The sequence below is a fragment of the Amycolatopsis sp. FBCC-B4732 genome, assembly GCF_023008405.1.
In the GTDB taxonomy this organism is placed as follows: Bacteria; Actinomycetota; Actinomycetes; order Mycobacteriales; family Pseudonocardiaceae; genus Amycolatopsis; species Amycolatopsis pretoriensis_A.
Window position 1 is genome coordinate 9,351,855 of sequence record NZ_CP095376.1, and the last position, 26,269, is coordinate 9,378,123.

Below are 26,269 nucleotides of genomic sequence, written 5' to 3' on the forward strand. Positions count from 1 at the left end.
GTGCGTTGCTTCCGTTGAAGTAGGGGATCTTCCGTTCCTACGATCGGCCTCGAAGGCCGAATTCGAACGAGGAGATCCAATGGCCAAGCTGGTGGTTTTCGGGGCGACGGGGTACGCCGGTGGCAAGATCAGCGCCGAGGCGCTGCGCCGCGGGCACGAGGTCGTGGGCGTCGCGCGCAACGAGGGCTCGGTGCCCGAAGGCGTCGAGGCGCGGCAGGGTTCGCTGCACGACGAGGAGTTCGTCGCGCAGCTCGCGAAGGACGCCGACGTGCTCGTGGTCGCGACGCCGGCCCGCGCGATCGACGGCAAGAAGCTGATCGACGCCGTGCCCGGGCTGGTCCGCGCCGCGCGCGAGCACGGCGCCCGGTTGTCGTTCGTCGGCGGGGCGTCGAGCCTGCACGTCGCCGAGGGCGGCCCGCGCCTGTTCGACACCCCGGAGTTCCCGGACGAGTACAAGGAAGAAGCGGGCAACCACGCCGAGGTGCTGTACCTGCTGCGCGAGCAGCCGGCCGACCTCGACTGGTTCTACGTCAGCCCGGCCGCCGAGTTCGGCGCGTGGGTTCCGGGCGAGCGCACCGGGACGTTCCGCCTCGGCGGCGACGTCCTGCTGACCGACGAGAACGGCAAGTCCTTCATCGGCGGCGACGACTACGCGATCGCCTACGTCGACGAGATCGAGCAGCCGAAGCACAGCCGCGCGCGCTTCACGGTCGCTTACTGAGCTCCTCGATCACCGGGGCGAACGTTTCGAGCGCGTGCTCGAACACGGTGATGTACGAGAAGCCGTAGCGTTCGCGCCGGGCCACCAGCTGCCCGGCGATCTCCTCGACCGTGCCCAGCACCAGCTGCGGCGCGTCGAGGAGCTCGCCGGCGTCGGCCACGGCGCTCCGCTCGGTCTTCTCGTGCCACGCCTCGGCGGCCGCGCGCCGGTCGCCGGTGATCTCGACGTGCTGGACGAGCATGTTGTACTCGGTTTCGCGCGTCGCCCTGGCCTGGAAGAAGGCCACACGCTCGTCCATCGCCTCGGCGTTGTCGAGCTTGAAGGTGCCCGGCGGCTTCCCGGGCTGCTGCCGGAGCCCGCCGAACCCGACGACGTCCGCGTGCCGGGCGGCGAGGTCGAGCACGCCGTCGCTGTTGCCCGCGATGAGCAGGCGGGGCTGGGCGATGCCTTCGTCGTCGAAGTGCTTTCGCAGGTAGCCGATGCTTTCGCCGAGGTAGCCGATGCGCGTGGCGGCGTTGTGCCACGGCAGGCCCGCGGCGTCGAACTCGCTCTTCATGTGCCCGGCGCCGAGCCCGAGGTCGAGGCGGCCGTCGAGCAGCGCGGCCGTCGACGAGGCTTCGCGCGCGAAGAGCGCGAGGTTGTAGAAGGGCACGTTGGAGACGAGGGTCCCGAGCCGCGGCCGCTCGGTGACGGCCCCGGCCATGGCGAGCACCGGGAACGGCGCGAAGCGTCCGGTACCGAGGTGGTCGGGCACGGTGATGACGTCGTAGCCGAGCTCTTCGGCCCGCCGGCACTTGGCGATCCAGGCGTCCCGGCTGCCGATTTCGCGAAGGCTGACGCCGAACTTGAAGTTCCCCATGCCGGCGACGCTAGCGCCGGGAGCCCCCGCCGGGCGCGGAGTTCGCGCCCGGCGGAAAGCGTCAGGCGTTGCCGTCGAAGAGCGAAGTCACCGAGCCGTCTTCGAAGACCTGCTGGATGGCCTCGGCGAGCATCGGGGCGATCGACAGGACCGTCAGGCCCGGGAACCGCTTCTCCGCCGGGATCGGCAGCGAGTTCGTCACGATGACCTCGCGCGCCTTGCACTGTGAAAGCCGCTCGGTCGCCGGGTCGGACAGGATGCCGTGGGTCGTCGCGATGACGACGTCCGCCGCGCCCTCGTCGATCAGGGCCTCGGTGGCCTTCACGATCGTGCCGCCGGTGTCGATCATGTCGTCGATCAGGACGCAGAGCTTGCCCTCGACCTTGCCGACCACGCGGTTGGCGACGGCCTGGTTCGGCTTGTCCGGGTCGCGCGTCTTGTGGATGAACGCGATCGGGCGGTCGCCCAGCGTCTGCGCCCACTTCTCGGCCAGCCGCACGCGGCCCGAGTCCGGCGAGACGACGGTGATGTCGGCGTCGCCGTAGGTCTTCTTGATGTGGTCCGCCAGCACGGTCTGCGCCATCAGGTGGTCGACCGGGCCGTCGAAGAAGCCCTGGATCTGCGCGGTGTGCAGGTCGACCGTCATGATCCGGTCGGCGCCCGCGGTCTTGAACAGGTCCGCGATCAGCCGCGCCGAGATCGGCTCGCGGCCCTTGTGCTTCTTGTCCTGGCGCGCGTACGGGTAGAACGGCATCACGACGGTGATCCGCTTCGCGCTCGCCCGCTTGAGCGCGTCCACCATGATCAGCTGTTCCATCACGTACTCGTTGATGGGCGTGGTGTGCGCCTGGATGACGAAGGCGTCGGTGCCGCGGACGGACTCCTCGAACCGGACGAACAGCTCGCCGTTGGCGAACGTGTGCGCCGTCTGCGGGGTGATCGTCACGTTGAGGTGCTTGGCCACCTCTTCCGCGAGCTCCTGGTGCGCGCGACCGGAGAAGAGCATCAGATTCTTCTTCGGCGTGCCTTGCTTCGGACTCATGCTGGCGACTCCCCGTCGGTTCCTGCTGCTGACTCGGCGTCGAGGGCGGCCTGGGCCGCCTCCGCCGCGGGCGTACCCGGCCGGCGCCGGATCGCCCAGCCTTCGATGTTGCGCTGCGGCGGCGCCGACACCGCGAGTGTGCCCGGCGGGACGTCCTCGCGGATCACGGCACCCGCACCACTGTAAGCGCCGTCACCGACCTGCACCGGGGCGACGAACGTGTTGTCCGCGCCCAACCGGACATACGACCCGATAACGGTGCGGTGCTTGTGGACGCCGTCGTAGTTCACGAACACGCTGGAGCAGCCGATGTTGCTGTGCTCGCCGATCGTGGCGTCGCCGACGTAGGTCAGGTGCGGCACCTTCGTGCCGGCGCCGATGTCGGCGGACTTCGTCTCGACGAACGCGCCGAGCTTGCCCTTCTCGCCGAGCTTGGTGCCGGGCCGCAGGTAGGTGAACGGGCCGACGGTGACGCCGTCGCCCAGTTCGGAGTCCGAGCCGTGCACGCGCACCACCGAGGCGCGGGCCCCGATGGTCATGTTCGTCAGGGTGCTGTCCGGTCCGACCGTCGTGCCCTCGCCGACCGACGTCGTGCCCTTGAGCTGCACACCCGGCTCGATGACGACGTCGCGGGCGAGGGTGACGCCGGCGTCGATCCACGTCGAGGCCGGGTCGACGACCGTGACGCCCTCGCGCTGCCAGCGCCGCACGATCCGGCGGTTCAGCTCGGCGCCGAGCACCGACAGCTGGACGCGGTCGTTGACGCCCTCGGTCAGCCACGGGTCGTCGACGACGAGCGCGCCGACGTGCAGCCCGTCGCCGTTCGCGATGCCCAGCACGTCGGTGAGGTAGAGCTCGCCCTGTGCGTTGTCGGTCGAGAGGCGCGAGAGGCCGTCGCGCAGCACGGCGGCGTCGAAGGCGTAGACCCCCGAGTTGATCTCGGTGATCCCCGCCTGCTCGGGGGTGGCGTCCTTGTGCTCGACGATCCCGGTGACCTTGCCCGCCGCGTCGCGCACCATGCGGCCGTAGCCGGTCGGGTCGGCGACCACGGCGGTGAGCACGGTGACCGCGTTCTTCGCCTCCGTGTGCTCTTCGAGCAGGGCGCGCAGGGTTTCGGTGTCGAGCAGCGGGACGTCGCCATAGCTGACGAGCACGGTGCCGGTCAGGTCGGCGGGCAGGGTGGCGAGCGCGCACGAGACGGCGTGGCCGGTGCCCTGCTGCCGGTCCTGCACCGCGGTGCCGACCGGGCGGCCGAGGGCGTCGGCGACCTGCGCGAGGCGCTCGCCGACCAGTTCGCGGCCGTGGCCGACGACGACCACGAGGTGCTCGGGCGCCAGGCCGGCGGCGGCCCGGACGGCGTGCTCCACCAGGGATCGCCCGGCGATGGGGTGCAGCACCTTGGGCGTCGACGAACGCATGCGGGTGCCCTCACCCGCGGCGAGGATCAACGTGCTCAGCGGGCCGGTCAACGACGCTCCCAACGATGGCTCCGGTCGTCACTTTCGTCATGAAAGTGATCCGGAGGCACCCTCCAGGTCACTTTCACGTGAAAGTGGCGCTTGGTCGGGGATCGATCCTAACTGTGGTCTTCGGCGTCCCACGCGGGGTCGGTCGGTGGGCCTTCGTTCGCCCACGCGGCGGCCGGGTCGGCGGCCATCGAGTTCGCCGACGCCACCTGGTTGCCGCCACCGCGTTTCGCCTGGTACATGGCCGCGTCCGCGCGGGCGAGGACCTGCTCGCCGCGTTCCTGCGGCCGCAGCGAGACGAGCCCGATCGACAGCGTGACGCCGTGCGAAAGGTGGTGCGGCAGGCCCGCGACGGACTTCACGGCGCGGCCGAGCGCCATCTTCGCCGCGGACGCCGGCGTGCCCGGCAGCAGCACGATGAACTCGTCGCCGCCGTAGCGGGCCACGAGGTCGTCGCCGCGCAGCGCGTCACGAAGCGTGCTCGCGACGACACGCAGCACGTTGTCGCCCTCGGCGTGCGACTGCTTGTCGTTGACGCCCTTGAAGCCGTCGAGGTCGACCAGCGCGACGGCGAGCGGCTGCGCGTCGGCCGACGAGGCGAGCTGGCGCAGCTTCTCGTCCAGCGCGCGCCGGTTCGGCAGGCCGGTGAGCGGGTCCTGCAGCGCCTGCTGGGTGATCGCGCCGTGCTCGGCGGACAGCCGTTCGTGCTCGCGGCGGGCGTTCAGCGTGGCGATCTGCGACTCGCGCAGGCTCCACATCTCGGACTCGAGCCGGGTGGCGTAGTCGATCAGCGACTGGCTCGCGCCGGACGCGTAGTCCGGGCTCGTGTCCAGCCGGGCCAGCTCGCGGGCGATGTTCAGCCGCATCGACGGCTGCGAGGTGTCGTCGCCGAGGGACTCGCGCGCCGAGCGCAGCACGTCGAGGGCCTCTTCCCGGCGGCCGCCCTTGTCCAGGCAGCGGGCCAGCGCGATCGCGACGATCTCGCGTTCGCCCGGGTAGCCGGTGCCTTCGTGCAGCTGGCGGAGCCGGTCGATCTGGTCGGTGGTCGGGCTGTGCAGCGCCTGCGCGGCGGCGAGGACACCGACCTGGTCGACGGCGGAGACGTTCGCCTTCCGCGGGAACAGCGACTCGGTGAACGGGCCCTCCGCGGCGACCGCCATGGACGCGGCGGTGCGGAACTTCTCGGCGCTCTCGTCGTACTCGTCGATGCGCTCCAGCCGCAGGCCCCAGCCCAGCAGCATCTTGACGCGGTTCATCAGCTGCAGCGTGATCTCGTGCGGGCTCGCGCTCTCGCGGATCGCGCTCGCGGCGCGGCCGATGACCTCCTCGGCGGCTTCGTAGACGCCGAGCTGGTTCAGCACGATCCAGCAGTCGTTCAACGTCGACCACAGCATCCGGTTCCACTGGCGGATGCCGACCTGCCGGTTCGGGATCGCGGAGTCGTCGAGGATCGCCAGCGCGCGGGCGATCTCGGTGAGCGCGGGGTCCTCCTGCGCGGCGATCACGAGCCGGCGCCCGCGCAGCGCGTGCGCGTCGGCCCGCAGCAGCGCGAGGCCGTGGCGCCGGGTGTGCGCGAGCATCTCGTCGAGCCGCGGCTCGGCCTCGGCGGCCAGCCCCCTGGTGATCAGCCGTGCGATCGCGGAAGCGCGCAGCAGCTGCGCGACCATGGTCGGCTCGCCGCGGCGCTGGGTCTCGTCGAGCAGCTCGTCCATCAGTTCGACGATCTGGAGCTGCTGGGCGTACTCCTGCCGCTGGACCGCGGCGATCAGTTCCCGCGCGCGCCCGACGAGCCAGGCGTCGGACATCTCGGCCAGTGCGGGACGCCTGGCCGCCACCGGGTCGGTCGCCTCGTCGGTCAGCGCCAACCTCCCGGTCTCGTGGTTCGGGTCCTTACTGCTGCTCCGCCGCCAGGATTCGAACCTGAACTGTCAGAACCAAAATCTGAAGTGCTGCCGATTACACTACGGCGGATCGAACCAGGTCAGGATAGCGACGATCGGGTGTCGTCCGCGCGGGGGATGCGTTAGCGGCCCGTCCGCCGGGTGCCCGGGTTCGAACGACAGGTGTGGCTTCGGGCACTCCCCAGTGGCTCGAACCTCCTGTACCGTAACTTACGGCATCGTAGGTTAGGTCACCCTTGGCAAAAGGGCACCCGTGTAGGAAGAAGTGAAGCGTATGACGGCCACGCTCGACCGCTCTCAGCCCGCCGGGGAGCCTGCGGCCCCCAAGGGCCCCAAACCCGTCACCGAAGGCACGCGCGGAATCGGCGTGCAGCTGTCGGTCTACTTCGGCGTGATCGCGCCGCTGGTGGCACTGCTGGTCGCGGTGCCGTTCGCCTGGGGCTGGGGACTGAGCTGGGTCGACGTCGGCATCTTCGTGGTGTTCTACGCGATCAGCGGGCTCGGCATCACGGTGTCGTACCACCGCTACTTCACGCACGGCTCGTTCAAGGCCAAGCAATGGCTGCGCGTGGTCATGGCCATCGCGGGCAGCATCGCCCTGCAGGGCCCGGTGATCACCTGGGTCGCCGACCACCGCCGCCACCACGCGTTCTCCGACCGCGACGGCGACCCGCACTCGCCGTGGGCGTTCGGCACCTCGCCGTGGGCCATCGCCAAGGGCTTCTGGCACGCGCACATGGGCTGGCTGTTCGAGCGCGACCAGACGAACGCCGAGCGCTTCGCGCCCGACTTGGTGAAGGACCCGGCGATCAAGAAGGTCGACGACCTGTTCTGGCTGTGGTCGCTCGTCAGCCTGGCGCTGCCGGCCCTGCTGGGCGGCCTCATTTCGTGGTCGCTGTGGGGCGCCGTGACGGCGTTCTTCTGGGCGGGCCTGGTGCGCATCTGCGTGCTGCACCACGTGACCTGGTCGGTCAACTCGATCTGCCACATGATCGGCGAGCGCCCGTTCGCCGCCCGCGACAAGTCGGCGAACTTCTGGCCCCTGGCCATTTTCTCGTTCGGCGAGTCGTGGCACAACCTGCACCACGCGGACCCGACGTCCGCGCGCCACGGCGTCAAGCGCGGCCAGATCGACATCTCCGCGCGGCTGATCTGGATCTTCGAGAAGTTCGGCTGGGTGCACGACGTCCGCTGGCCGACCCCGCAGCGCCTGGCCCGTATCGCGACGGAAAAGAGCTAGTCAACTAGGCTGCGACGGTGGCGGGGAGACGACGTTCGAAGCGTGAGCAGCAGGTCACCGGGGCACGTCCGGCCGCCCCGGTGACGAGGGTGCGGATGACCGGCAGCGAACGGCGCCGTCAGCTGCTGAACGTGGCCAGGGCGCTGTTCGCCGAGAAGGGTTTCGACGGCACGTCGATCGAGGAGATCGCGCACCGCGCCAACGTGTCGAAACCCGTGGTGTACGAACACTTCGGCGGCAAAGAGGGTATCTACGCGGTGGTCGTCGACCGCGAAACGCAGCTGCTGCTGGACCGCATGGTCTCGACGCTGCACGGCGGCCACCCCCGCGTGATGCTCGAACAGGCGGCGACGGCGTTGCTGTCCTACGTCGAGGATTCTCACGACGGCTTCCGCATCCTGGTCCGCGACTCCCCGGTGGCGAGCTCGACGGGCACGTTTTCGACGGTGCTGAACGACATCGCAAGCCAGGTCGAGCACATCCTGGCCCAGCAGTTCGCGGCCCGCGGGTACGACGAGAAACTGGCGGCGCTGTACGCACAGGCGCTGGTGGGAATGGTGGCGCTGACCGGCCAGTGGTGGCTGGACGCGCGCAAGCCGAAGCGCGACGAGGTCGCGGCCCACCTGGTGAACCTGGCGTGGAACGGGCTGTCCCACTTGGAGCACAAGCCGAAGCTGCGGCTGGGCTAGCTGAGCTCGCCGGTTTCGTGCAGGTGGTCGAAGATGATCTTGTCCACCGCCGAGACCCGGTCCCGGTCGGCGTAGGTCAGCCAGGCGACTTCTTCGATCTCGCTGCTCGCGGCGAGCGTTCCCCGGTAATCCGCGGTGTAGCAGGTCATCCGGACGGGGATGCCGGCGTGGCCGTGCGCCTCCGCCTCGAAGACGCCTGCCGGGGCGATCGACTCGGGGGTGATCGCCACGTCGAGTTCTTCGTGGATCTCGCGGATGAGCGTCTCGGTGTCCGATTCGCCGGGCTCGCGCTTGCCGCCCGGGAGGTAGTACACGTCCTTGCCGCGGGAGCGCGTGCTGAGGATCCGGCCGTCCACCGGGTGGAGCCAGGCGATCTTGTCGATCACCGCAGCTCGCCGTTGTCGTGCAGGTGGTCGAAGATCAGCTGGGCGACCAGGGAAACCCGCGGGCGGTCCGCGTGGGTGAGCCACGCGATCTCCTCGATCTCGCTGCTCGCCTTGAGCGTTCCGCGGTACTCCGCCGTGTAGGCCGTCGTCCGGACCACCGTGCCCGCCGCTTTGCCGTGCGCCTGGCCTTCGAACGTGCCCGCCGGCGCGATCGACTCCGGCGTGATCTCCACGTCCAGCTCTTCGCGGATCTCGCGGACGAGCGTCTCGGCATCCGATTCGCCGGGCTCGCGCTTGCCGCCCGGGAGGTAGAACTTGTCCTTGCCCTTCGAACGCGCGGCCAGGACCTTGCCGTCCACCAAGTGCACCCACGCGACCTTGTCGATCACGACAGGGCTGCCAGCGCCTCGTCCGTCGTCACGACCGTGCCGAGGCGCGGGAAGATCTTCGTGATCGCGTTCTCGTGCGAGATTTCGGAAAGCGCTGTCATCGCGTCGGAGACCGCCACCGTGTCGTAGCCGTGGTCGGAAGCCGCGCGCAGGGTCGACTCGACGCCGAACTCCGTCGCGATGCCGCCGAAGTACACCGTGCGGACGCCCTTGCCGCGCAGGAACTCGTCCAGGTCGGTGCCGGCGAAGCCGCCGATCGTGTACTTCGTGACGATCTTGTCGTCCTGCGCGTCGAAGACCAGTTCGTTGCCCGGCGGGTTGTCCGGCCGGGACACCTGCACGACCACCACCGGCGCGCCCGCCCCGCGGAAGGCGTCCCGCAGGCGCAGCGCGTTCGCGACGACGTCTTCGCCGCGGTACGGCGTGGTCGGCAACGCGACGATCCGCTCCTGCAGGTCGACGAGCACGAGCGCGGACGTGGCCGGATCGATCTTGGTCATGCCCTGATCCTAGGCACTGGGGTCGGGGCATGGGGAACAACAGGGAAGTCGTGGTGACCGGCGGCGGCACGATCACCGGCCGCCGCGAACAGGTGCTCACCGAAGCCGCGACGCTCCTGGGCGCGCGGCCCGTCGTGTTCGACGCCGCCGACCCCGCGGCCGTCGAAGCCGCACTGGCGGAGTTGCCGGACCGCGTCGACGTGCTCGTCAACAACGCCGGCGGCAACACGGACTTCCTCGACACCGGCGGCGAAGGGCTGGCCGGCTTCGCGGCTGCGTTCGAGCGGAACCTCCGGTCCAATGTGGTCAGTGCGGCCCTGGTGACGCACGCGTTGCGCGAGCGTTTCGCCGACGGCGCCCGGATCGTGACGATCGGCTCGATCGCCGCCCACACCGGCGCGGGCTCGTACGGCGCGGCGAAGGCCGCGGTCGAGGGCTGGAACGTGAGCGTGGCCAGGGAGTTCGGGGCGCGCGGGATCACCGCGAACGTCGTCGCGCCCGGGTTGGTCGGGGACACGGAGTTCTTCCACGGGCAGCTCAGCGACCGCCGTCGCGAGTGGCTCGTCGGCAACACGATGAACAAGCGACCGGGCACACCGGAAGACGTGGCGGCGGTGGTGGCGTTTCTGGCGAGCCCCGCCGCCGGGCACGTCACCGGCCAGGTGGTGCACGTCAACGGCGGGGCTCACCTGGGCAACTGAAGGCTTCCGGGCCCCGGCCGGAGCCGGGGATCGTGGCTGGAGGCCGGTCCCCGATCGCCAGGTCGGCGATGGCGCCCGGGGACCGGCGCGGTGCTGCCGCGGGAACGCTATCTTCGGACCGCGTCCAACACTCGTCGGGGGCGGGCGAAAACTCTTGGTACGAACCATGTTCCGCGTTCAAGCGCCGGGGCGACAGTGTCCCGGGCACCGGCTCGGTGTGTTTTTTCCATGATCACGCGGGCGGGATCCGCAGCAGCTTGTCGAGGGTGCGGGCGGCGGAACGCCGGGTCGATCGCTTCGGGGCGAACACCGTGGCGAGAGCGACGACGGCGACGACCGACAGCACCGCGACGAGCACACCGGCGCCCAGGAGGAGCACCAGCCGGTCACCGGCCATCGCGGCGACGGTGCCCGACACGACCAAGTGCCGGGCGGCTCCCCGGCGTGCGTCCGCTGACTTCATGGGGACAGTCAGCCAGACGCGCCGGAGTTTTTCCGAAGGGACTTCGCGGGGTTCTAAAGTGAGTGCCATGGTCCGGAGTGGTCCGAGCGTCGCCGACCGTGCGTTGCTCGGCGAGCTGGCCGCACGGGGGTTGCGGGTGTCGCCGGCCCAGCTCGAGCGCTGGCGGGCACGTGGCCTGGTGCCCCGCAACGAACGCCGTGGTCGCGGACGTGGGCCCGGCGCGACTTCGGCTGTCCGAACGGGAGCGCTCGAGGCCGCGGAAGCGCTGGCCAGGCGTACCCGGCAAGGGCGGGACGTGCGATTCGCCGTGGTGGACTGGTTCGCCGACGCCGGGCGCCCCGCGTTGAACGGGACACCGGTACCGGAACCCCCGGACGACGCGGTGCGGGACGCGCTGACCTGGGTCCTCGAAGGAGATCCGTTCTATTCGCTGCTCCGGGGTGCTCGTGCGGCGAAGACCGATGAGGATCGCGACGAGGTGTACCGGGTCATCGACGACTTCGTCGAAAGGCACGGCGCGTTGGAGCGTCCCCTTGATCCGGCACTGGTGCGCAGCGCGCTCCTCGCGGGGGACGACCTTCCCGACGGTGCGGGGACGCCCGACGAGCTGCGCTCGGCGACGATCCAGCTGACCGCGGCGACCGCCTGGGGGATGGACGAGCTCGGTCCGGACCTCTACTTCGCGGTGTTCGCCCGTCTCTTTTCGGCCGAGACGATTTCGGCGGATTCGTTGGCGGAACTGTTCGAATCGCCTTCGGGCGGTCCGAACCTGAAAGCGGCGATGCGCGCGATCGCGAGCTACGATCCGATCGAGGCGGTGCGTCGGGCGACCGCCGATGAGCTTCGCGCGGCTCGGACGGTCTCCGACCTGCTGAACGGCTTCGGCGCCTTTTACTTCTTCCACGCCTTGCAGATGCCGGATACGCCGGGGCTGGCCCGGTTGCGCGCGGAGATCGACGCGCTGGGCATGCGTGATCTGTTGCTCATGCGGGCGGCCCACTCGTTGCGCACGCGGGGCTATGCGACAGGTGTTGTCTCGTGTCTCGACCGCTCCATGGCGAATCTGGCCGGGCACCTTCTCCGGCTGGTGAAGGAGGGCCCGCATCTGCTGGGACGTCCGGACACCGAACACGACGCCCACGCCTACCTGGCGGAGTGGATCTCCGCTGTCGAGGGGCTCAGGCGGGCGTGACCTTCAGCAGCTTGTCGTCCGTTCCGTCCGAAGTCGTCACGTACAGGGCGCCGTCCGGTCCGCTTCGGGCGGCTCGGAGGCGGCCGAACTTGTCGTCGAACTCCGGGGGGAGGGTTACGTCCAGGACCTTGCCCGCCGGGTCCAAGTGGTACAGCAGGAGCTTCTGGCCCTTCAGTGCCACCACGACCAGTGCGCCGTCGTTCTTGCCCCACTGGGGGCCGGTCAGGAAGGCGTTGCCGCTGATCGCCTCGGTGATCTTGCCGGAGGTCCACAGTGGACTCACCGCGTCCGGGAAGCGCTTGAGGTCCGTCATCGGGACGCTCTCGTCGTAGCTCGAGTCCGTGCCGCCCTTGGACGGGTCCCAGCCGTAGTTGGCGCCCGGCTTGAGGAGGTTGACCTCGTCGTCGAAGGTGGGGCCGTGCTCGGCTGTGATGACCTGGCCGCTGCCCGGGCGGATCGCCACGCCCTGGACGTTGCGGTGGCCGTAGGTGTAGATCAGCCGCTCGTGCGGGTCGGCCGAGGTGATGAACGGGTTGTCCGGCAACGGGTTGCCGGTCTTCGCGTCCAGCCGCAGGACCTTGCCGCCGAGGGAGTGGCGGTCCTGGGCGATCGACGCGCGGGCGGTGTCTCCCGTGCCGACGAGCAGGGCACCGTCCGGGGCGAACGTCGGGCGGCAGCCGGAGTGGCGGCCGCTCGGGTTCACCGGCAGGCCGGTAAGCAGGTTCTTCACCTTGGTCGCGCTCGCGGCGTCGTCGGCCAGCTTCCACGTGACCAGCCGGATGTCGACGGCCTTGCCGCCCTCCTGGTGGTCCTGGCACGTGATGAACTCGCGGCTGGTCGCGAAGTCGGGGCTGACGACCATGCCGAGCAGCCCGCCTTCGCCCTGGACCAGGACGTCGGAGAAGTCGGCGCGGACTTCCGTCGCCGTCCCGCCGCGGACCAGCGCGAGCTTGCCGGGCCGCTGCGGTACGAGGATGCCGCCGTCGGGCAGGAACCCGATGTCCCAGCCGTGCTCGAGCCCGGCCGTCACCGTCTCGACCTTGAACTTCCCGCTCGTGGCCGCCGGGGTCGCCGCGGGCGGGACGCTCTGGACCGGCTCGCTCGCCGCCCCCGTACAGCCCGCGACCAGCACGGACACGACACCGATGAGACCCAGCACACGCCGCATAGGGTTCATCCTGCCATCAACCGGTGAAATCACCGTTCGCCACAGCGCGCGTCAGGAACTCCAGGTCGCGCGCGTCCGGGAGGTAGTGCCCGGCGCCCGGCAGCAGGTCGACCTCGGCGCCGGCCGCCTCGAGCCGCCGTTTCGTCGTCGCGGAGTCGACCATGGCGTCGGCCGCCCCGGCGACCGCGTACACGGGCATGGCCAGCCCACCCAGCGCCGCGTCGCCGAAGACCGGGAACGGCCCGGTGCGGTACCGGTAGTTCGCCGCCACGAGCAGCTGGTGCTCGACGATCGGCGACGACTCCGGCTCGCCCAGCGCCCCCGCCACGGACTTTCGCCGCCCCTTCTCGCCCAGCAGCCCCAGCAGCACGGCCTTGACGACGAAGCCCTTCTTCATCGGGCCCAGCCCGATCGGGCACCGCAGCGCCAGCGCCGTGACGCGCGCGGGCCGCCGGATCGCGTAGTCGAGCGCGAGCCAGCCGCCGAACGACGACGTCAGGAAAGCCGACCGGGCCACCGCGAAGTGGTCGAGCACCGCGTCCAGCCACGCCGCGTACCGGTCACCCTCGAGCGGTGGCCGCGCCTCGGCGCTCAGCCCCGGCTCGCCGATGACGTCGACCGCGTACACCCGGAACGCCCCGGCCAGCTCCGGCATCCGCTCGGCCCACTCCGCCGAGTTGCTCCCGGAGCCGTGCAGCAGCACCAGCGGCGGTGCGCTCTCCGGGCCGGACACCAGGACGAATGTCTCGCCCGCCGGCGTCGGCACCCGCACTTCCTCGTGGGGGACGGGCCAGACCCGCAGGGCGCCGAGGTAACGCTCCGTGAGCAGGCGCGCTCCCGCTTCACTCTTGTAGATCGTCATGCAAATTACTCTAAACTACCCTCCAAGCGAGTTAGATAGGGAGCGATCAGGAACCTGGGCGCACCAGCCCGGACTCGTAGGCGAACACCACCGCGTGCACCCGGTCGCGCAGCCGCAGCTTGCCGAGGATCCGCCCGACGTGCGTTTTCACCGTCGTCTCGCCGATGTAGAGCTTCGCGGCGATCTCGCCGTTCGAGAGCCCGCGCGCGATGAGCCCCAGCACGTCCTTCTCGCGGTCGGTCAGCGCGCCGAGCCGGGCGGTGTCCACCGGGTCGCGCTCGTCGGCGAGGTACCGGTCGAGCAGCCGCCGCGTGACCGACGGCGACACCATCGAGTCACCCCGCAGCACCCCGCGGATCGCCACGAGCATCTCTTCCGACGGCGCGTCCTTCACCAGGAACCCGCTGGCTCCGCCGCGCAACGCCGCGTACGCGTACTCGTCGAGGTCGAAGGTCGTGATGATCAGGACGCGCACCTCCGGCAGCTCGGCGCAGATCCGCGCGGTCGCCGCGACGCCGTCGAGCACCGGCATCCGGACGTCCATCAGCACCAGGTCGGGCCGCAGCTCCCGGGCCATGGCGACGGCCTCCTCGCCGTTGGCCGCCTCGCCCGCGACGACGAGGTCGTCCTGGCTTTCGACGATCATCCGCAGCCCGACGCGGACCAGCTGCTGGTCGTCGCAGAGCAGGATCCGGGTGGTCACTGCCCGACCACCAGGCTCGCGCACACGCGGTACCCGCCGTCGGGCAGCGGCCCGGTGGTCAGTTCGCCGTGGTACATCTCGACGCGCTGGCGCATCCCGGTCAGCCCGTGCCCGGACGACGGCAGGGCGGGGGCCGGCGACGCGCGGCCGCCGGTGTTCGTCACCTCGATCCGGACCCGTGGTGGCTCGAAGGCGACGCGGACGTGGCCCGTCGCGTCGGCCGGGGCGTGCTTGATCATGTTGGTCAGTGCCTCCTGGACGATCCGGTACGCCTGCAGCGCGGCACTCGCGGGCAGCTCGCCCGGGTCACCGGTGACGTCGAGCGCGACGTCCCGCCCGGACTGCCCGACGAGCTCGCGCAGTTCGTCGAGCGTCGGCTGCGGACTGCGTGCCGCCTGGCCGGCGTGCAGGACTTCGAGCAGCCGCCGCAGTTCGGCCAGCGCGTCCCGGCCGGTGTGGACGATCGTGTCGAGCGTGCGGTCGACGACCGCGGGATCGCGGTGCCGGGCGAGCTTCGCGCCTTCGGCGTTCAGCACGATCACGCTCATGCTGTGCGCGACGACGTCGTGGAGCTCGCGCGCGATCCGGGTGCGCTCCTCCGCGACCGCGGCGCGCGACTGGGCTTCGCCGCGTTTCTCCTCCTCCGCGGTCAGCTGTTCCTTGGCGCGGAAGAACTCCCCGAGCGCCCACGCGGCGATGTGCAGCGGCCAGATGCCGATGATGGTGATGGTCGGGTTGTCGGTGTAGGTACCCCAGAGGAAGCCCCACTCCCAGCCGAGCGCGAAGACCGCGACGGCGATCACCGCGGCGAACCGCCGGTCGCCCAGCTTCACGAGGTTGAACAGCACGACCGCCATGGCCAGTTCGGTGCGGCCGCGGTCGTACGCCCAGATCTCGTTGAGGTACACGCACGCGGCCCCGGCGACGATCAGCACCGCGGCCGTGCGCGGGAACCGCCGCCGCACGACCACCGGGAGCACGAAGACCATCGAGAGCGCGCGGACCGCCCAGGGGGTGTCCCCGGCCCAGTTCGGCGCGAGGAACAGGAACACCGCGTACAGCGGGAGATCCACTGTCCACCGGTGTCCGCGCACCCACTTCACGAGTCGTTCCACGCCACCGAACGTAACGCGGCGACCCGGCCCGCGTCGTCATCACTTCGGTCCGACCGGGTCCTCCCGAAGGAGGACACGACCGGTCGATCCGGTGGATTCGCGGCCACCCCCGCCGTTCCTAGCGTCGGGACCATGTCGATCACCAGTGAATTCCTCCGCCACCCGCTGCTGACGGGCGCGATCGCGCCCAGCTCGCCGCGCCTGGCGGAACCGATGACGGCGGGCCTCGGCCTGGAACGCGCGACGAGGGTCGCCGAACTCGGCCCGGGCACCGGCGTCTTCACCGAAGCGGTCCTCGCGCTGCTCCGCCCCGAAGCGCGCCTGACCGCCGTCGAGATCAACCCGCGTTTCGCCGACGCGCTCCGCCAACGCTTTCCGCAGGTCGACGTCGTCACCGGCTCGGCGGAACACCTCGAGCCGGCCGGCGTCGACGTCGTCGTCTCCGGGCTGCCGTGGACGGCCATGACCGCGGCCCGGCAGCAGCGCATCCTCGACGCGGTCGTCGCGGCACTGGCCCCGGCCGGCCGGTTCACGACGTTCGCGTACGCCCACGCGGCCTGGACCCCGCCCGCGCGCCGCTTCGCCGCTTCACTGCGAAGCCGTTTCGCCGTCGTGGAAAGGACTCCTGTGGTCTGGGGCAACCTGCCGCCCGCGTTCGTCTACCGCGCGGCGCTCCCGGTCGCGGTGGGGAGGGCCCGGCGTGGACAGCCTGCTGCGGCCGCTGCTTACTGTGCCGATCGTCGCTGATCCGACCACAGCCACGGCCGGATGACCCGCGTGGCAACGGTTACGTACCGTTCAGGGGCCGGCCTACTTTCGGCCGGATCGGCAACGCGGCCCCCGGCGGTCGTCTACCTGGTCTGCGCGCTGGTGATCGCGGCGGCCGTCCTCGGCGACCAGCTCGCCTACTTCGAAGGACGGCACTGGGGGCCGCGGCTCGCGCGGTACGGCGTCCCGGCGGTGATCGCCGGCCGCTGCCTGGTGGGGCTGCGGACGCTGGTGCCGCGCGTCGCGGGCTCGGCGGCGATGCCGTACCGCCGGTTCGCGGCGGGCAGCGTGGCGGCGGCGGTGCTGTGGGCGGGCGCGGAACTGCTGATCGGTCACACGACGGCGCTGGTCCTCTGAAGCCGTTCCGCGGTCTCGGCGTCCGCGGGCAGGAAGGTCTCCAGCTTCAGCTCCGACACCGTCACGTCCGCCGCCGTCGCGAACGTGGTGATCGCCGTGATCAGCCGCAGCTCGCCGGCGGAACTGGCCAGCCGGACCGGCACCGCGAACCCCAGGTGCTCCGGGCCCGGCGCGGTCGACGGCGGCAGGTAGCCCTCCAGCTCGGCGAGCTGGGCGGCCAGCCGCTCGTCCGGGATGCGGGCGAGGTCGTTGCGGAGGCGCTCGAGGATGTGCCGCGCCCAGTCGTCGAGGTTGCGCACGCGCGGCGCCATCCCGCGCGGGTGCAGCGCGAGCCGCAGCGTGTCGACCGGTTCTTCGAGCAGTTCCGGCGCGACACCCTCGGTGAGCAGCGTGAAGGCGTCGTTCTTCGCGACGAGCACGCCGTAGCGGTCGACGACGATCGCGGGGTAGGGGCGGTGGCCGTCGAGCAGCCGCCGCAGCCCGTCGAGCACCGGCCGGATCGCCGGGTCGCCGAGCCGCGTCTCGGGGTACGTCGGGGCGTAGCCGGCGGCGTGGAGCAGGCCGTTGCGCTCGCGCAGCGGCAGTTCGAGGGACTCGGCAACGCGCAGCACCATGCCGCGGCCGGGCACCGACCGCCCGCTTTCCATGAAGCTCACGTGCCGCTGCGTCGTGCCCGCGCGCAACGCCAGGTCGAGCTGGCTGAGCCGCCGCCGCGTGCGCCAGTCCTTGAGCGCCGTTCCGAAGTCCACGGCCCCATCCTGCTCGTCCGGTCCATTCCCCGCGGGGAATTGAGGGCATACCCCCTTTTCCGCGACGCTTCGGCCATGACGAAATACGGCCTGGTCGTGCCGACCTACCAGCCCATCCTCGACGCCGGGCGGACCGCGCCCGAGCTGGTCGGCGTCGCCGTCGAAGCGGAACGCCTCGGCCTCGACTCGGTGTGGGTGGGCGACACCCTCGCGCGGGCGCCGCTGGACGCGTTCACCATGCTGAGCGCCTTCGCCGCCCGGACTTCCCGGGTGACACTGGGGACGTCCGCGCTGCTCCCGGCGTTGCGGGACCCGGTGCTCTCGGCGAACCAGCTGCTGTCGCTCGACCTGCTCAGCGGCGGCCGGCTCACGGTGGCGGCCGGCGCGGGGTTCGCCGGGCGCAGCGAGCCGGAGTTCGCGTTCGTGGGGGTGCCGTGGGAGCGGCGGCGGGCCCGGCTGGACGACATCGTGGGCCTGTGGCGGGCGGCGTGGCGCGGCGAATCGTCGTTCCACGGCGAGGTCCTGCACTACGACTCCCTGCCCGCGTTCCCCTCGCCGGCGCGGGACGGCGGCCCGCCGGTGTGGCTGGCCGCGTACACGCCGGGGGCGCTGGAGCGGGTCGGCCGGCTCTACGACGGCTGGCTGCCGTACCCGCCCGATCCCGCGGACTACGTGTCCGGCCTGGCCCGGATCCGCGCGCGGGCGGCACGCGCGGTGACGCCCGCGTTGTTCGCGACGGTCCTGGTCGAGGACGATCCCGTGCGGGGCGGCGAGCTGCTCGAGGAGTACTGCCTGCGCAACTACGGGATGCCCGCCGACTTCGTCCAGGGCATCCAGATGCAGGTGACCGGAAGCGCCGCGGAGGTCGCTTCGCGGCTGCGGGAGTACGAAGGCGCGGAGCACGTTCTGCTGCGGATCGCGAGCACCGACCCGAAGGTGTTCGACGAACAGCTGAGCAGGGTCGCGGAGGTGGCGGAACTGCTGCGCGACCAGCGGTGACCGGAAACTTGTCGGGGGTGGCACGTAGGCTGGGATCGTGACCGAAGCTCCATTGTCCGGACTCCTCACCGCCATCCTTCCCGACCCGGCACTGCGCGGCGTGGTCGAGCGCGCCGGCGCGCCGCTGCTCGAACTGCAGGGCCCGATCGCCGCCCGGCAGCTCGTCGCGGCCGCCCTCGCGGCGGACGACGGCGCGGGCAAACCCGTGCTCGCCGTGACCGCCACCGGCCGCGAGGCCGACGAGCTGACCGCGTCCCTCGGCGCGCTGCTGGGCAAGCACCGCGTCACCGACTTCCCGAGCTGGGAGACCCTTCCGCACGAGCGGCTCTCGCCCCGCGCGGACACCGTCGGGCGCCGCCTGGAGGTGCTGCACCGGCTCAAGAAGGGGGACGACTCCCTGCGCGTGGTCGTCGCGACCGTCCGCAGCCTGATCCAGCCGATGGCGCCCGGCCTCGGCTCGCTCGAGCCGATCGACCTCGTCGTCGGCGAAGAGGAGCCGTTCGAGGAGCTCCTCGAACGGCTCGTCGAACTGGCGTACACCCGCGTCGACATGGTCGAGAAGCGCGGCGAGTTCGCCGTCCGCGGCGGCATCCTCGACCTGTTCGGCCCGACCGCGCAGCACCCCGTCCGCGTCGAGTTCTGGGGCGACGAGGTCAGCGAGATCCGCGCGTTCGCCGTCTCCGACCAGCGGTCGCTGCCCGGCGAGATCCCGCGCGTCACCGCGCCCCCGTGCCGCGAGCTGCTGCTCACCGCGCCGGTCCGGGAGAAGGCCGCGGAGCTGGCGAAGACGTACGAAGCGGACGCGCACCTGGCCGAAATGCTCACCAAGCTGGCCGACGGCATCCCGGTCGAGGGCATGGAGGCGCTGATCCCGGTCCTCTGCGAAGGCGAGCTCGAGCTGCTCACCGACGCGATGCCGGTCGGCGCGCACGTGCTGCTCACCGACCCGGAGAAGATCCGCGCCCGCGCCGCCGACCTCGTCCGCACCGGCCAGGAGTTCCTCGAAGCGTCCTGGACGACGGCCGCGGCGGGCGGCCAGGCCCCGATCGACCTCGGCGCGTCCGCCTACCGCGGGCTCGGCGAGATCGCGTCCCACGCGCAGGACACCAAACGCGCCTGGTGGACGCTGACCCAGCTGACCACCGAAGACCCGGACGTCCTGCGGGTGTCCGTCGAAGCCGCGCCGGCGTACCGCGGCGAGCTCGAGCGTGCGATGACGGACCTGCGCGCCCACACGGCGGCGGGCGGCACGGCGGTGCTCGTCGTCGCCGGCCAGGGCACCGCGGCGCGCGCGGTCGAGCAGCTCTCGGGCGCGGACGTCCCGGCGACGCTGGCCGGCGACGGCCTCACCGGGATGCCCGCGGCGGGCCTGGTCACGGTCACCTGCGGCGGCCTGACGGACGGCTTCGTCTCGCCGGAGCGCGCACTGGTCGTGCTCACCGAGGCGGACCTGACCGGCCGCGGGTCCGGCGCCGGAACGTCCACAAAGGACCTCACCAGCAAGATGCCGTCCCGGCGGCGCAACGCGGTGGACCCGCTGGCGCTCAAGAACGGCGACTACGTCGTGCACGAGCAGCACGGCATCGGCCGGTTCGTCGAGATGGTGCAGCGCACGGTCGCCGGTGCGACCCGCGAGTACCTGCTGCTGGAGTACGGGTCGTCCAAGCGCGGGCACCCGGGCGACCGGCTGTTCGTGCCGACCGACCAGCTCGACGAGGTGTCCAAGTACGTCGGCGGCGAGCTGCCCACGCTGAACAAGCTCGGCGGCTCCGACTGGAAGAACACCAAGGCCCGGGCCAAGAAGGCGGTCAAGGAGATCGCCGCCGAGCTGGTCCAGCTCTACGCCGCGCGCCAGGCCGCGCCCGGGCACGCGTTCGGCCCGGACACGCCGTGGCAGGGCGAGCTCGAGGACGCCTTCCCGTTCACCGAAACCAACGACCAGCTCGCCGCGATCGACGAGGTCAAGTCGGACATGGAACGCGGCGTCCCGATGGACCGCGTCATCTGCGGCGACGTCGGCTACGGCAAGACGGAGATCGCCGTGCGCGCGGCGTTCAAGGCGGTGCAGGACGGCAAGCAGGTCGCCGTGCTCGTGCCGACGACCCTGCTCGCGCAGCAGCACCTGAACACCTTCCACGAGCGCATGCGCTCGTTCCCGGTGACGATCAAGGGCCTGTCCCGGTTCACGAACAAGACCGAGTCGGACCTCATCCTGGAGCAGCTCGCCGCCGGCGAGGTCGACATCGTGATCGGCACGCACCGCCTGCTGCAGACGGGCATCCGGTACAAGGACCTCGGCCTCGTGATCGTCGACGAGGAGCAGCGCTTCGGTGTCGAGCACAAGGAACACATCAAGGCGCTGCGCACGCACGTCGACGTGCTGACGATGTCCGCGACCCCGATCCCGAGGACGCTGGAGATGTCGCTGGCCGGCATCCGCGAGATGTCGACGATCCTCACCCCGCCCGAGGACCGGCACCCGATCCTGACGTACGTCGGCGCGTACGACGACAAGCAGGTCGGCGCGGCCATCCGCCGCGAACTGCTGCGAGACGGCCAGGTCTTCTACGTCCACAACCGCGTCTCCTCGATCGAGAAGGCGGCGCGGCACATCCGGGAGCTGGTGCCGGAGGCGCGCGTCGTCACCGCGCACGGCCAGATGAACGAGGACAAGCTCGAAAAGATCATCCAGGGCTTCTGGGAAAACGAGTACGACGTCCTGGTGTGCACCACGATCGTCGAAACCGGGCTCGACATCTCGAACGCGAACACGCTGCTCGTCGAACGCGGCGATCTGCTCGGGCTGGCGCAGCTGCACCAGTTGCGCGGGCGCGTCGGGCGCGGGCGCGAGCGCGGGTACGCGTACTTCCTGTACCCGCCGGAGGCCCCGCTGACGGAGACCGCGCACGACCGGCTGGCGACGATCGCGCAGAACACCGAGCTGGGCGCGGGCATGGCGGTCGCGATGAAGGACCTCGAGATCCGCGGCGCGGGCAACATCCTCGGCGCGGAGCAGTCCGGGCACATCGCGGGGGTCGGGTTCGACCTGTACGTGCGGTTGGTCGGCGAAGCGGTCGACGCGTTCCGGCGCCACGCGGGCGCGGAGCCGGCGGAGGACGAGGAACTCGCGGAGGTCCGCGTCGACCTCCCGATCGACGCGCACATCCCGCACGACTACGTCCCGGGCGAGCGCCTGCGGCTGGAGGCGTACCGCAAGATCGCGGCGGCGCCGGACACCGAGGGCCTCGACGCGGTGCGCGAAGAGCTGATCGACCGCTACGGCCAGCCGCCCGCCCCGGTGAACCGGCTGCTGTCGGTGGCGCGCTTCCGCCACACGTGCCGCGAGGCGGGCGTGACGGAGGTGGCGGTCCAGGGGAACACGGTCCGGTTCGCGCCGTTGCCGCTGGCCGATTCGCAGATGGTCCGCCTGAAGCGGCTGTACCCGAAGGCGGTGTACAAGGCGGTGACGAACACGGTGTCGGTGCCGAAGCCGACCGAGGGCCCGGCGGGCGGCCGGATCGGCGCGCCGACGCTGCGGGACGAGGAACTGCTGGACTGGTGCGCGAAGCTGCTGGGACAGCTGACGAAGAAGCCGGCGACGGTCTAGGGAGGCGCGGCTTTCGGGGGATTGCGGTGCGGTGCCCGGGGTCGCTGCTTGCTCGGGTGGCCGGCGGCGCCCGGGCGCTTGCGCTCCCGGACCGCGCGCGGCGGTGTGCGGGCGCCCGCGGGTTGCGGGCGACGGCGGGACCGCGGGTTGCGGACGGCGGCGGGGCTGCGGATAGCGCACGGCGGCGGGGCTACGGGTTGCGGGCGGCGGCGGTGCCGCGGGTTGCGGACGGCGGCGGGGCTGCGGATAGCGCACGGCGGTGGTGCCGCGGGTTGCGCACGGCGGCGGCGGGGGCTGCAGGTTGCGCACGGCGGCGGTGTGCGGGCGGCCGCGGGTTGCGCACGGCGGCGGTGCCGCGGATTGCGCACGGCAGCGGGGCCGGCAGTTGCGCGCGGCGGCGATCGGGCGGTCGAGCCCACCCCTCTCCGCCCGCATGCGGTGGTGTGCCGGCGCGCGTGCGGACGGCGGCGCTCCGACTCAAGCCGTGATGGCCACCTCGAGGAAACACGAGATGGCCATCACGGCTTCAAAGCTCAGCCGACTTCGCTGAACATCGGCGGGCGTGCCTCGGCCAGTCCCATCCGCACCTGTTCCACCGGTACCGGCACCGCGCCGGCTCCCGCCATCGGCAGTGGCCTCGGTTTCCTCGGCATTCGCGAGCCCGAACCCCCACCGCGTCCCGGGTACACCAGCAGGCCCCGGGTCGGATCCGGCACCGCGTCGAGCGCCGCCGTCACCACCGGCAGGGCGCGGAACGCGTCCCGCCGTTCTTCGTTCCCGAACTCGATTTCGAGCACCACACCCCACCGGTGCTCGTGCCACACCCACTGCTCGGCGCCGTTCGTCAGCGCCGCTTCGGCGAGTGCGTCACCGTAGGCGAGCCGCCACTTCGTGGCCGTGTGCTCACCGTCGAAGACTTCGATGGTCAGCCAATGGTCCATAAGTCGACATTACGGCCGTCCTCACCCCATGGGTGTTGCGGTTCGGCACCGATGGTGTGAGAGGGTATGCGTTGTGATGCGGATCATGGGGCGCCCTCGCGCGCTGGTCGCGGTCGTTGCCGGTGCACTTCTGCTCGCCGGGTGCGGTTCGGGCCCCAGCCAGGTCGGCAGCGCCGTCATCGTCGGCGACCGGTCGGTGTCGATCGACAGCGTCCAGTCGATGATCGACCAGGCCGTCCGCGAACACCCGTACGCGAAGAAGCTCGCCGGTGAGCACAAGCTCGACGTGCTGGGCCGCGAGATCGTCCGGCAGACCGTGCTCCACGAGCTGACCCTGCGCGCCACCAAGCAGGAAAACCTCGTCGCCGACCAGGCGAAGATCGCCGGGCTGGCCGCGCAGGTGACGCCCGCGCCGGTCACCGACACCGGGCAGGGCGACCAGGTCGCCGTCACGCAGATCGTCTCGAAGCTGCGCGACGCGAACGAGGTCGCGAGCGACGTCGTCCTGGAGCAGCAGCTCGCGCAGAAGTCGCTGGCGAAGCTGTCCGTCGGCGCGGACTACGTCGGCATCAGCGCCTCCTCGGACACCGACCAGGCCGCCCGCACCCGCGCCTTCGACCTCGCGAAGGAGTTCGCCGCCGACCCGGGCAAGGTGGCGGCCACCGTGCAGCAGGCGCAGCAGGACGCCCAGCAGGCGCAGCAGGCCCAGCAGACCGGGATGCCGGCCCCGCCGAGCGTCTACTCCGCCGGCCAGACCGCCGAACTCTTCGGTGCCGCGCAGTACCTCGGTCTCGCGCAGACCGCGCTCTTCGGCTCCGAAAAGAACAGCGTCGTCGTCTTCCAGGCGCAGAAGCCGCAGAGCGCGGACTGGTTCGTCTTCGTCATCCGCGCCCGCGGCACCGACAAGGCCGTGCCCGCCGACCAGGAAGCGCAGAAGCCGACCGACGCGCAGCTGACCTCGATCGGCACCCGGCTGCTGCAGCCCTACCTCGGGCAGAGCGGCCTGCGCGTCAACCCGCGCTACGGCGTGTGGGATGTTGTGGGCATGAACCTCGTGCCGAACTCCGACGCCACCCAGGGCATCGTGCTGCCCGTGCGCGGTGCCGCACCCGCGCAGCAGTGACCACGGGTGTCGTCGTGGTCGTCCGCGGGACGACACTTCCCGGCGCGGCACTGAAGATCCTGCGTGAATCGAACGCCGTCTACGCGGCCACGGACGTCGACCCCGCGGCGTTCGGGGTCCCGCCCGTCACCGAAGCGCCTTCGCTGCGGGACGTCGTGCTGCTCGCCGGGTCCCGGGACGAGCCCGCCGCGTCGCTGCTGATCGCGACGGGCGCGACCGTCATCGAGACGCCGGTGCCGCCACTGGTCGAGGCCGCCGAAGTGATGGACCGGCTCCGTTCGCCGGGCGGCTGCCCGTGGGACGCGGTCCAGACGCACGAATCGCTGCGGCAGTACCTGGTCGAGGAGACCTACGAACTGCTCGACGCCATCGAGGACGGCGACCGCGAAGCGCTGCGCGAGGAACTCGGCGACGTCCTCCTGCAGGTGCTGTTCCACGCGCGCGTCGCGGCCGAGGACCCGGCCGACCCGTTCGGCATCGACGACGTCGCCGCCGCGCTGGTCGCGAAGCTCGTCGGGCGGCACCCGCACGTGTTCGCCGACGCGGACAAGGTGCACACGGTCGAGCACCAGAACCTCAAGTGGGAAGAGCTGAAGCAGCGCGAGAAGCAGCGCAAGTCCATTGTGGACGGCGTGGCGCTCGGCCAGCCCGCGGTCGCGCTGGCGGGCAAGCTGGGGCAGCGCTCCGGGCGGGCGGGCATCCCGCTCGACCTCTTCCCCGAAGGCTCGGCCACGGCCGCCCAGCTGTTCCGCATCGCGGCCACCGCGCGCCGCGCGGGTGTCGACCCCGAAGGCGAGTTGCGGGCGCTGGCGAAGCAGTTCGCGCTGGACGTCCGGGGCGCCGAGCAGGCCGCCCGCGACGCCGGGCTGGAGCCGACGACCCTCGAAGCCGACGGCTGGCGGAAGTTCTGGCCCGCCCGTCCGATGTGACGCAGCACACATTCGGGTGAGAACCGTTTCCGAGCACCGGGCGTCTTGCCCGGTGTGAGACACCTGCCACTGGACAGCGCGGACGAGGAGCACCTCGTCCGGCGCACGGCCAAGGGCGACCGCGCGGCGTTCGAGGAGCTCTACCGCCGCACGTCGCCCTGGCTCGCCGTGCGCCTGCGCCGCCGGTGCGCCGACGACCAGATCGTCGCCGAGGTCATGCAGGAGACGTATCTGGCGGTCTGGCGCGCGGCGGGTTCGTTCGCCGGGGCCGTCACCGGCGGGAGCGCGGTCGGCTGGGTGTGGACGATCGCGGCGCGCCGGCTGGTCGACGCCTTCCGCCGGCGCGCGCACCACGCGCAGCCACCGCCGGAGGTGGCGTTCGACTGCGCGCCGGTGGCGGCGGCCGAGGACGAGGCACTGGCGGTGGCGCTCGGCGACGAGATCGGCGACGCGCTGCGCGACCTCGCGCCCGAGCTGCGGGCGGTCCTGCAGGCGATGGTGCTCGACGGGCTGACCGTCCGCGAGACCGCCGTCCTGCTGGGACTGCCGGAAGGAACCGTCAAGACCCGGGCCCGGCGGGCGCGGATCGCGATGCGGGAGGCACTGTCATGAACCACGCGCCGGACCGGCTCATCGCCGCGTACGCGACGGGCGGCGACCTCCCGGGTGACCTGCGGTGGGGCGTCGAAGCCCACCTCGAGGACTGCCGGGTGTGCCGGGCGCGGCTCGCCGAGGTGGCGCCCGTGCGGCCGGTGGTGGACGTCGTCTGGAACCGGCTCGCGCCCCAGCTCGAGGTCCGGCCGCCGGCCGAGCCGCGGCGGTGGCGGTGGCTCGACACCTGGATCACGCCGGCGATGGCGCCGTGGCTGGCGATGATCGCGGCGGTCTGCCTGGTCGCGGTACTGCTCGACGGCGTCTGGCACGCGGTGCTCGACGTGACGGCGGTGCAGCTCTTCGCGCCGGTGCTGCCCGTGCTCGGGGTTGCGGCGTCGTGGGCGCGGGGGCTCGACCCGGCGTACGAGGTCGTCACCGCGACGCCGCGGGCGGGGCTGTACCTGATCGTCCGGCGGACGGTGGCGGTGCTCGCCGTCGTGCTGCCGGTGCTCGGCGTCGCCGGCCGGCTGACCGGCACCGGGCCGGCGTTCTGGTTGCTGCCGAGCCTGGCGTTCACCACCGGCACGCTCGCGCTCGGCGGCGTGATCGGCGTCAGCCGGGCGGCGTACGCGCTGATCGCGGTGTGGGTGGCGATCGTCGTGCTGCCCGCGTTCGTCCAGCGGGGACAGGCGTTTGCGCTCACCACCGGCGCGCTGCCGGTGTGGGCGGGGATCTTCGCGCTGACCACGGTGGCCGTCGTCCTGCACAGGGCGGCGTACACCCGGCTCGGCGCGCACCACTAGGG

27 protein-coding genes and 1 tRNA gene are annotated in these 26,269 nt (G+C 71.5%); 13 read left to right on the top strand and 15 right to left on the bottom strand.

What is annotated here, in order from left to right:
- Window positions 1–79: 79 nt before the first annotated feature.
- Window positions 80–721: an NAD(P)-dependent oxidoreductase gene (locus tag MUY14_RS42595; protein WP_247018304.1), complete on the top strand. Its 642-nt coding sequence runs from the start codon at window positions 80–82 to the stop codon at window positions 719–721.
- On the opposite strand, the gene MUY14_RS42600 is transcribed toward MUY14_RS42595, so the two are convergent.
- The 5 genes from MUY14_RS42600 to MUY14_RS42620 form a co-directional block, all read right to left on the bottom strand.
- The gene (locus MUY14_RS42600) at window positions 705–1,580 is read right to left on the bottom strand and encodes a TIGR03621 family F420-dependent LLM class oxidoreductase (RefSeq protein ID WP_247018305.1); all 876 of its coding nucleotides are present in this window, start codon (window positions 1,578–1,580) and stop codon (window positions 705–707) included. The two genes, MUY14_RS42595 and MUY14_RS42600, sit on opposite strands and share 17 nt — an antisense overlap.
- Window positions 1,581–1,641: 61 nt before the next feature.
- On the bottom strand, window positions 1,642–2,622 hold the full coding sequence (locus tag MUY14_RS42605; protein WP_247018306.1) for a ribose-phosphate diphosphokinase: 981 nt from the start codon (window positions 2,620–2,622) through the stop codon (window positions 1,642–1,644).
- Complete coding sequence (glmU, locus tag MUY14_RS42610; protein WP_247018307.1) at window positions 2,619–4,091, bottom strand: bifunctional UDP-N-acetylglucosamine diphosphorylase/glucosamine-1-phosphate N-acetyltransferase GlmU; 1,473 nt, start codon at window positions 4,089–4,091, stop codon at window positions 2,619–2,621. The genes MUY14_RS42605 and glmU overlap by 4 nt, the downstream gene beginning before the upstream one ends.
- Window positions 4,092–4,198: 107 nt before the next feature.
- Window positions 4,199–5,953, bottom strand: a complete 1,755-nt coding sequence (locus MUY14_RS42615; RefSeq protein ID WP_247018309.1) for a diguanylate cyclase — start codon at window positions 5,951–5,953, stop codon at window positions 4,199–4,201.
- Between the two features lie 34 nt (window positions 5,954–5,987).
- A tRNA-Gln gene (locus MUY14_RS42620) sits at window positions 5,988–6,059 on the bottom strand.
- A 204-nt stretch (window positions 6,060–6,263) separates the two neighbouring features.
- On the opposite strand from MUY14_RS42620, the gene MUY14_RS42625 reads away from it, so the two are divergent.
- The gene (locus tag MUY14_RS42625; RefSeq protein WP_247018311.1) at window positions 6,264–7,229 is read left to right on the top strand and encodes an acyl-CoA desaturase; all 966 of its coding nucleotides are present in this window, start codon (window positions 6,264–6,266) and stop codon (window positions 7,227–7,229) included.
- A 95-nt stretch (window positions 7,230–7,324) separates the two neighbouring features.
- A complete protein-coding gene (locus MUY14_RS42630) occupies window positions 7,325–7,918 on the top strand; it encodes a TetR/AcrR family transcriptional regulator (RefSeq protein WP_125312529.1) in 594 nt (197 codons plus the stop codon).
- Here MUY14_RS42630 and MUY14_RS42635 read toward each other — a convergent pair.
- The 3 genes from MUY14_RS42635 to MUY14_RS42645 are packed head-to-tail and all read right to left on the bottom strand — an operon-like array spanning window position 7,915 to window position 9,193.
- Entirely contained in the window at window positions 7,915–8,304 is a 390-nt protein-coding gene (locus MUY14_RS42635; RefSeq protein ID WP_247018312.1) for an NUDIX domain-containing protein, read from the bottom strand. The genes MUY14_RS42630 and MUY14_RS42635 overlap by 4 nt on opposite strands.
- A complete protein-coding gene (locus MUY14_RS42640; RefSeq protein ID WP_247018313.1) occupies window positions 8,301–8,693 on the bottom strand; it encodes an NUDIX domain-containing protein in 393 nt (130 codons plus the stop codon). Before MUY14_RS42640 ends, MUY14_RS42635 begins: the two co-directional genes overlap by 4 nt.
- A complete protein-coding gene (locus tag MUY14_RS42645) occupies window positions 8,690–9,193 on the bottom strand; it encodes an isochorismatase family protein (RefSeq protein ID WP_247018314.1) in 504 nt (167 codons plus the stop codon). The genes MUY14_RS42640 and MUY14_RS42645 overlap by 4 nt, the downstream gene beginning before the upstream one ends.
- A 29-nt stretch (window positions 9,194–9,222) precedes the next feature.
- On the opposite strand from MUY14_RS42645, the gene MUY14_RS42650 reads away from it, so the two are divergent.
- Window positions 9,223–9,894: an SDR family NAD(P)-dependent oxidoreductase gene (locus MUY14_RS42650; protein ID WP_247018315.1), complete on the top strand. Its 672-nt coding sequence runs from the start codon at window positions 9,223–9,225 to the stop codon at window positions 9,892–9,894.
- A 232-nt stretch (window positions 9,895–10,126) separates the two neighbouring features.
- On the opposite strand, the gene MUY14_RS42655 is transcribed toward MUY14_RS42650, so the two are convergent.
- Window positions 10,127–10,357, bottom strand: a complete 231-nt coding sequence (locus tag MUY14_RS42655; protein WP_247018316.1) for a hypothetical protein — start codon at window positions 10,355–10,357, stop codon at window positions 10,127–10,129.
- Between the two features lie 295 nt (window positions 10,358–10,652).
- Between MUY14_RS42655 and MUY14_RS42660 the strand changes: the two genes are divergently transcribed.
- The gene (locus MUY14_RS42660; RefSeq protein WP_247018317.1) at window positions 10,653–11,549 is read left to right on the top strand and encodes a hypothetical protein; all 897 of its coding nucleotides are present in this window, start codon (window positions 10,653–10,655) and stop codon (window positions 11,547–11,549) included.
- Here the strand turns inward: MUY14_RS42660 and MUY14_RS42665 are convergent.
- Genes MUY14_RS42665 through MUY14_RS42680 form a run of 4 tightly spaced genes read right to left on the bottom strand, consistent with a single transcriptional unit; the run spans window position 11,536 to window position 15,397 of the window.
- Window positions 11,536–12,717: a sorbosone dehydrogenase family protein gene (locus MUY14_RS42665; RefSeq protein WP_247018319.1), complete on the bottom strand. Its 1,182-nt coding sequence runs from the start codon at window positions 12,715–12,717 to the stop codon at window positions 11,536–11,538. The two genes, MUY14_RS42660 and MUY14_RS42665, sit on opposite strands and share 14 nt — an antisense overlap.
- Window positions 12,718–12,733: 16 nt before the next feature.
- On the bottom strand, window positions 12,734–13,579 hold the full coding sequence (locus MUY14_RS42670) for an alpha/beta fold hydrolase (protein WP_247018321.1): 846 nt from the start codon (window positions 13,577–13,579) through the stop codon (window positions 12,734–12,736).
- A gap of 46 nt (window positions 13,580–13,625) precedes the next feature.
- On the bottom strand, window positions 13,626–14,282 hold the full coding sequence (locus MUY14_RS42675; RefSeq protein ID WP_247018323.1) for a response regulator transcription factor: 657 nt from the start codon (window positions 14,280–14,282) through the stop codon (window positions 13,626–13,628).
- Window positions 14,279–15,397 (bottom strand): sensor histidine kinase, encoded by a 1,119-nt coding sequence (locus tag MUY14_RS42680; protein WP_247018325.1) that lies wholly within the window; start codon window positions 15,395–15,397, stop codon window positions 14,279–14,281. The genes MUY14_RS42675 and MUY14_RS42680 overlap by 4 nt, the downstream gene beginning before the upstream one ends.
- Window positions 15,398–15,529: 132 nt before the next feature.
- On the opposite strand from MUY14_RS42680, the gene MUY14_RS42685 reads away from it, so the two are divergent.
- Window positions 15,530–16,144, top strand: coding sequence for a class I SAM-dependent methyltransferase (locus MUY14_RS42685; protein ID WP_247018326.1), 615 nt, complete (start codon window positions 15,530–15,532; stop codon window positions 16,142–16,144).
- A gap of 21 nt (window positions 16,145–16,165) precedes the next feature.
- Complete coding sequence (locus tag MUY14_RS42690) at window positions 16,166–16,522, top strand: DedA family protein (protein WP_247018328.1); 357 nt, start codon at window positions 16,166–16,168, stop codon at window positions 16,520–16,522.
- Here MUY14_RS42690 and MUY14_RS42695 read toward each other — a convergent pair.
- Window positions 16,498–17,271, bottom strand: a complete 774-nt coding sequence (locus tag MUY14_RS42695; protein WP_247018330.1) for a helix-turn-helix transcriptional regulator — start codon at window positions 17,269–17,271, stop codon at window positions 16,498–16,500. The genes MUY14_RS42690 and MUY14_RS42695 overlap by 25 nt on opposite strands.
- Window positions 17,272–17,346: 75 nt before the next feature.
- On the opposite strand from MUY14_RS42695, the gene MUY14_RS42700 reads away from it, so the two are divergent.
- Together MUY14_RS42700 and mfd are read left to right on the top strand one after the other, a co-directional pair.
- A complete protein-coding gene (locus tag MUY14_RS42700; protein WP_247018332.1) occupies window positions 17,347–18,270 on the top strand; it encodes an LLM class flavin-dependent oxidoreductase in 924 nt (307 codons plus the stop codon).
- A 52-nt stretch (window positions 18,271–18,322) separates the two neighbouring features.
- Window positions 18,323–21,877, top strand: coding sequence for a transcription-repair coupling factor (gene mfd, locus MUY14_RS42705; RefSeq protein WP_247025507.1), 3,555 nt, complete (start codon window positions 18,323–18,325; stop codon window positions 21,875–21,877).
- Window positions 21,878–22,410: 533 nt separating this feature from the next.
- Here mfd and MUY14_RS42710 read toward each other — a convergent pair.
- A complete protein-coding gene (locus MUY14_RS42710) occupies window positions 22,411–22,818 on the bottom strand; it encodes a hypothetical protein (RefSeq protein ID WP_247018334.1) in 408 nt (135 codons plus the stop codon).
- A 76-nt stretch (window positions 22,819–22,894) separates the two neighbouring features.
- Between MUY14_RS42710 and MUY14_RS42715 the strand changes: the two genes are divergently transcribed.
- Genes MUY14_RS42715 through MUY14_RS42730 form a run of 4 tightly spaced genes read left to right on the top strand, consistent with a single transcriptional unit; the run spans window position 22,895 to window position 26,267 of the window.
- Window positions 22,895–23,941 (top strand): hypothetical protein, encoded by a 1,047-nt coding sequence (locus tag MUY14_RS42715; protein ID WP_247018336.1) that lies wholly within the window; start codon window positions 22,895–22,897, stop codon window positions 23,939–23,941.
- Complete coding sequence (locus MUY14_RS42720) at window positions 23,938–24,870, top strand: MazG family protein (RefSeq protein WP_247018338.1); 933 nt, start codon at window positions 23,938–23,940, stop codon at window positions 24,868–24,870. Before MUY14_RS42715 ends, MUY14_RS42720 begins: the two co-directional genes overlap by 4 nt.
- Before the next feature lie 54 nt (window positions 24,871–24,924).
- Complete coding sequence (locus tag MUY14_RS42725; protein WP_247018340.1) at window positions 24,925–25,482, top strand: RNA polymerase sigma factor; 558 nt, start codon at window positions 24,925–24,927, stop codon at window positions 25,480–25,482.
- On the top strand, window positions 25,479–26,267 hold the full coding sequence (locus MUY14_RS42730) for a zf-HC2 domain-containing protein (RefSeq protein ID WP_247018342.1): 789 nt from the start codon (window positions 25,479–25,481) through the stop codon (window positions 26,265–26,267). The genes MUY14_RS42725 and MUY14_RS42730 overlap by 4 nt, the downstream gene beginning before the upstream one ends.
- Window positions 26,268–26,269: the final 2 nt, after the last annotated feature.

Bases quoted from the DNA above. Each gene is read 5' to 3' on its own strand.
- MUY14_RS42650 (WP_247018315.1), top strand. From the start codon at position 9,223: ATGGGGAACAACAGGGAAGTCGTGGTGACCGGCGGCGGCACGATCACC.
- MUY14_RS42690 (WP_247018328.1), top strand. From the start codon at position 16,166: ATGACCCGCGTGGCAACGGTTACGTACCGTTCAGGGGCCGGCCTACTT.
- MUY14_RS42605 (WP_247018306.1), bottom strand. From the start codon at position 2,622: ATGAGTCCGAAGCAAGGCACGCCGAAGAAGAATCTGATGCTCTTCTCC.
- MUY14_RS42700 (WP_247018332.1), top strand. From the start codon at position 17,347: ATGACGAAATACGGCCTGGTCGTGCCGACCTACCAGCCCATCCTCGAC.
- MUY14_RS42645 (WP_247018314.1), bottom strand. From the start codon at position 9,193: ATGACCAAGATCGATCCGGCCACGTCCGCGCTCGTGCTCGTCGACCTG.
- MUY14_RS42600 (WP_247018305.1), bottom strand. From the start codon at position 1,580: ATGGGGAACTTCAAGTTCGGCGTCAGCCTTCGCGAAATCGGCAGCCGG.
- MUY14_RS42730 (WP_247018342.1), top strand. From the start codon at position 25,479: ATGAACCACGCGCCGGACCGGCTCATCGCCGCGTACGCGACGGGCGGC.
- MUY14_RS42630 (WP_125312529.1), top strand. From the start codon at position 7,325: ATGACCGGCAGCGAACGGCGCCGTCAGCTGCTGAACGTGGCCAGGGCG.
- MUY14_RS42670 (WP_247018321.1), bottom strand. From the start codon at position 13,579: ATGACGATCTACAAGAGTGAAGCGGGAGCGCGCCTGCTCACGGAGCGT.
- MUY14_RS42595 (WP_247018304.1), top strand. From the start codon at position 80: ATGGCCAAGCTGGTGGTTTTCGGGGCGACGGGGTACGCCGGTGGCAAG.
- MUY14_RS42655 (WP_247018316.1), bottom strand. From the start codon at position 10,357: ATGAAGTCAGCGGACGCACGCCGGGGAGCCGCCCGGCACTTGGTCGTG.
- MUY14_RS42685 (WP_247018326.1), top strand. From the start codon at position 15,530: ATGTCGATCACCAGTGAATTCCTCCGCCACCCGCTGCTGACGGGCGCG.
- MUY14_RS42715 (WP_247018336.1), top strand. From the start codon at position 22,895: ATGCGGATCATGGGGCGCCCTCGCGCGCTGGTCGCGGTCGTTGCCGGT.
- MUY14_RS42665 (WP_247018319.1), bottom strand. From the start codon at position 12,717: ATGCGGCGTGTGCTGGGTCTCATCGGTGTCGTGTCCGTGCTGGTCGCG.
- MUY14_RS42710 (WP_247018334.1), bottom strand. From the start codon at position 22,818: ATGGACCATTGGCTGACCATCGAAGTCTTCGACGGTGAGCACACGGCC.
- MUY14_RS42625 (WP_247018311.1), top strand. From the start codon at position 6,264: ATGACGGCCACGCTCGACCGCTCTCAGCCCGCCGGGGAGCCTGCGGCC.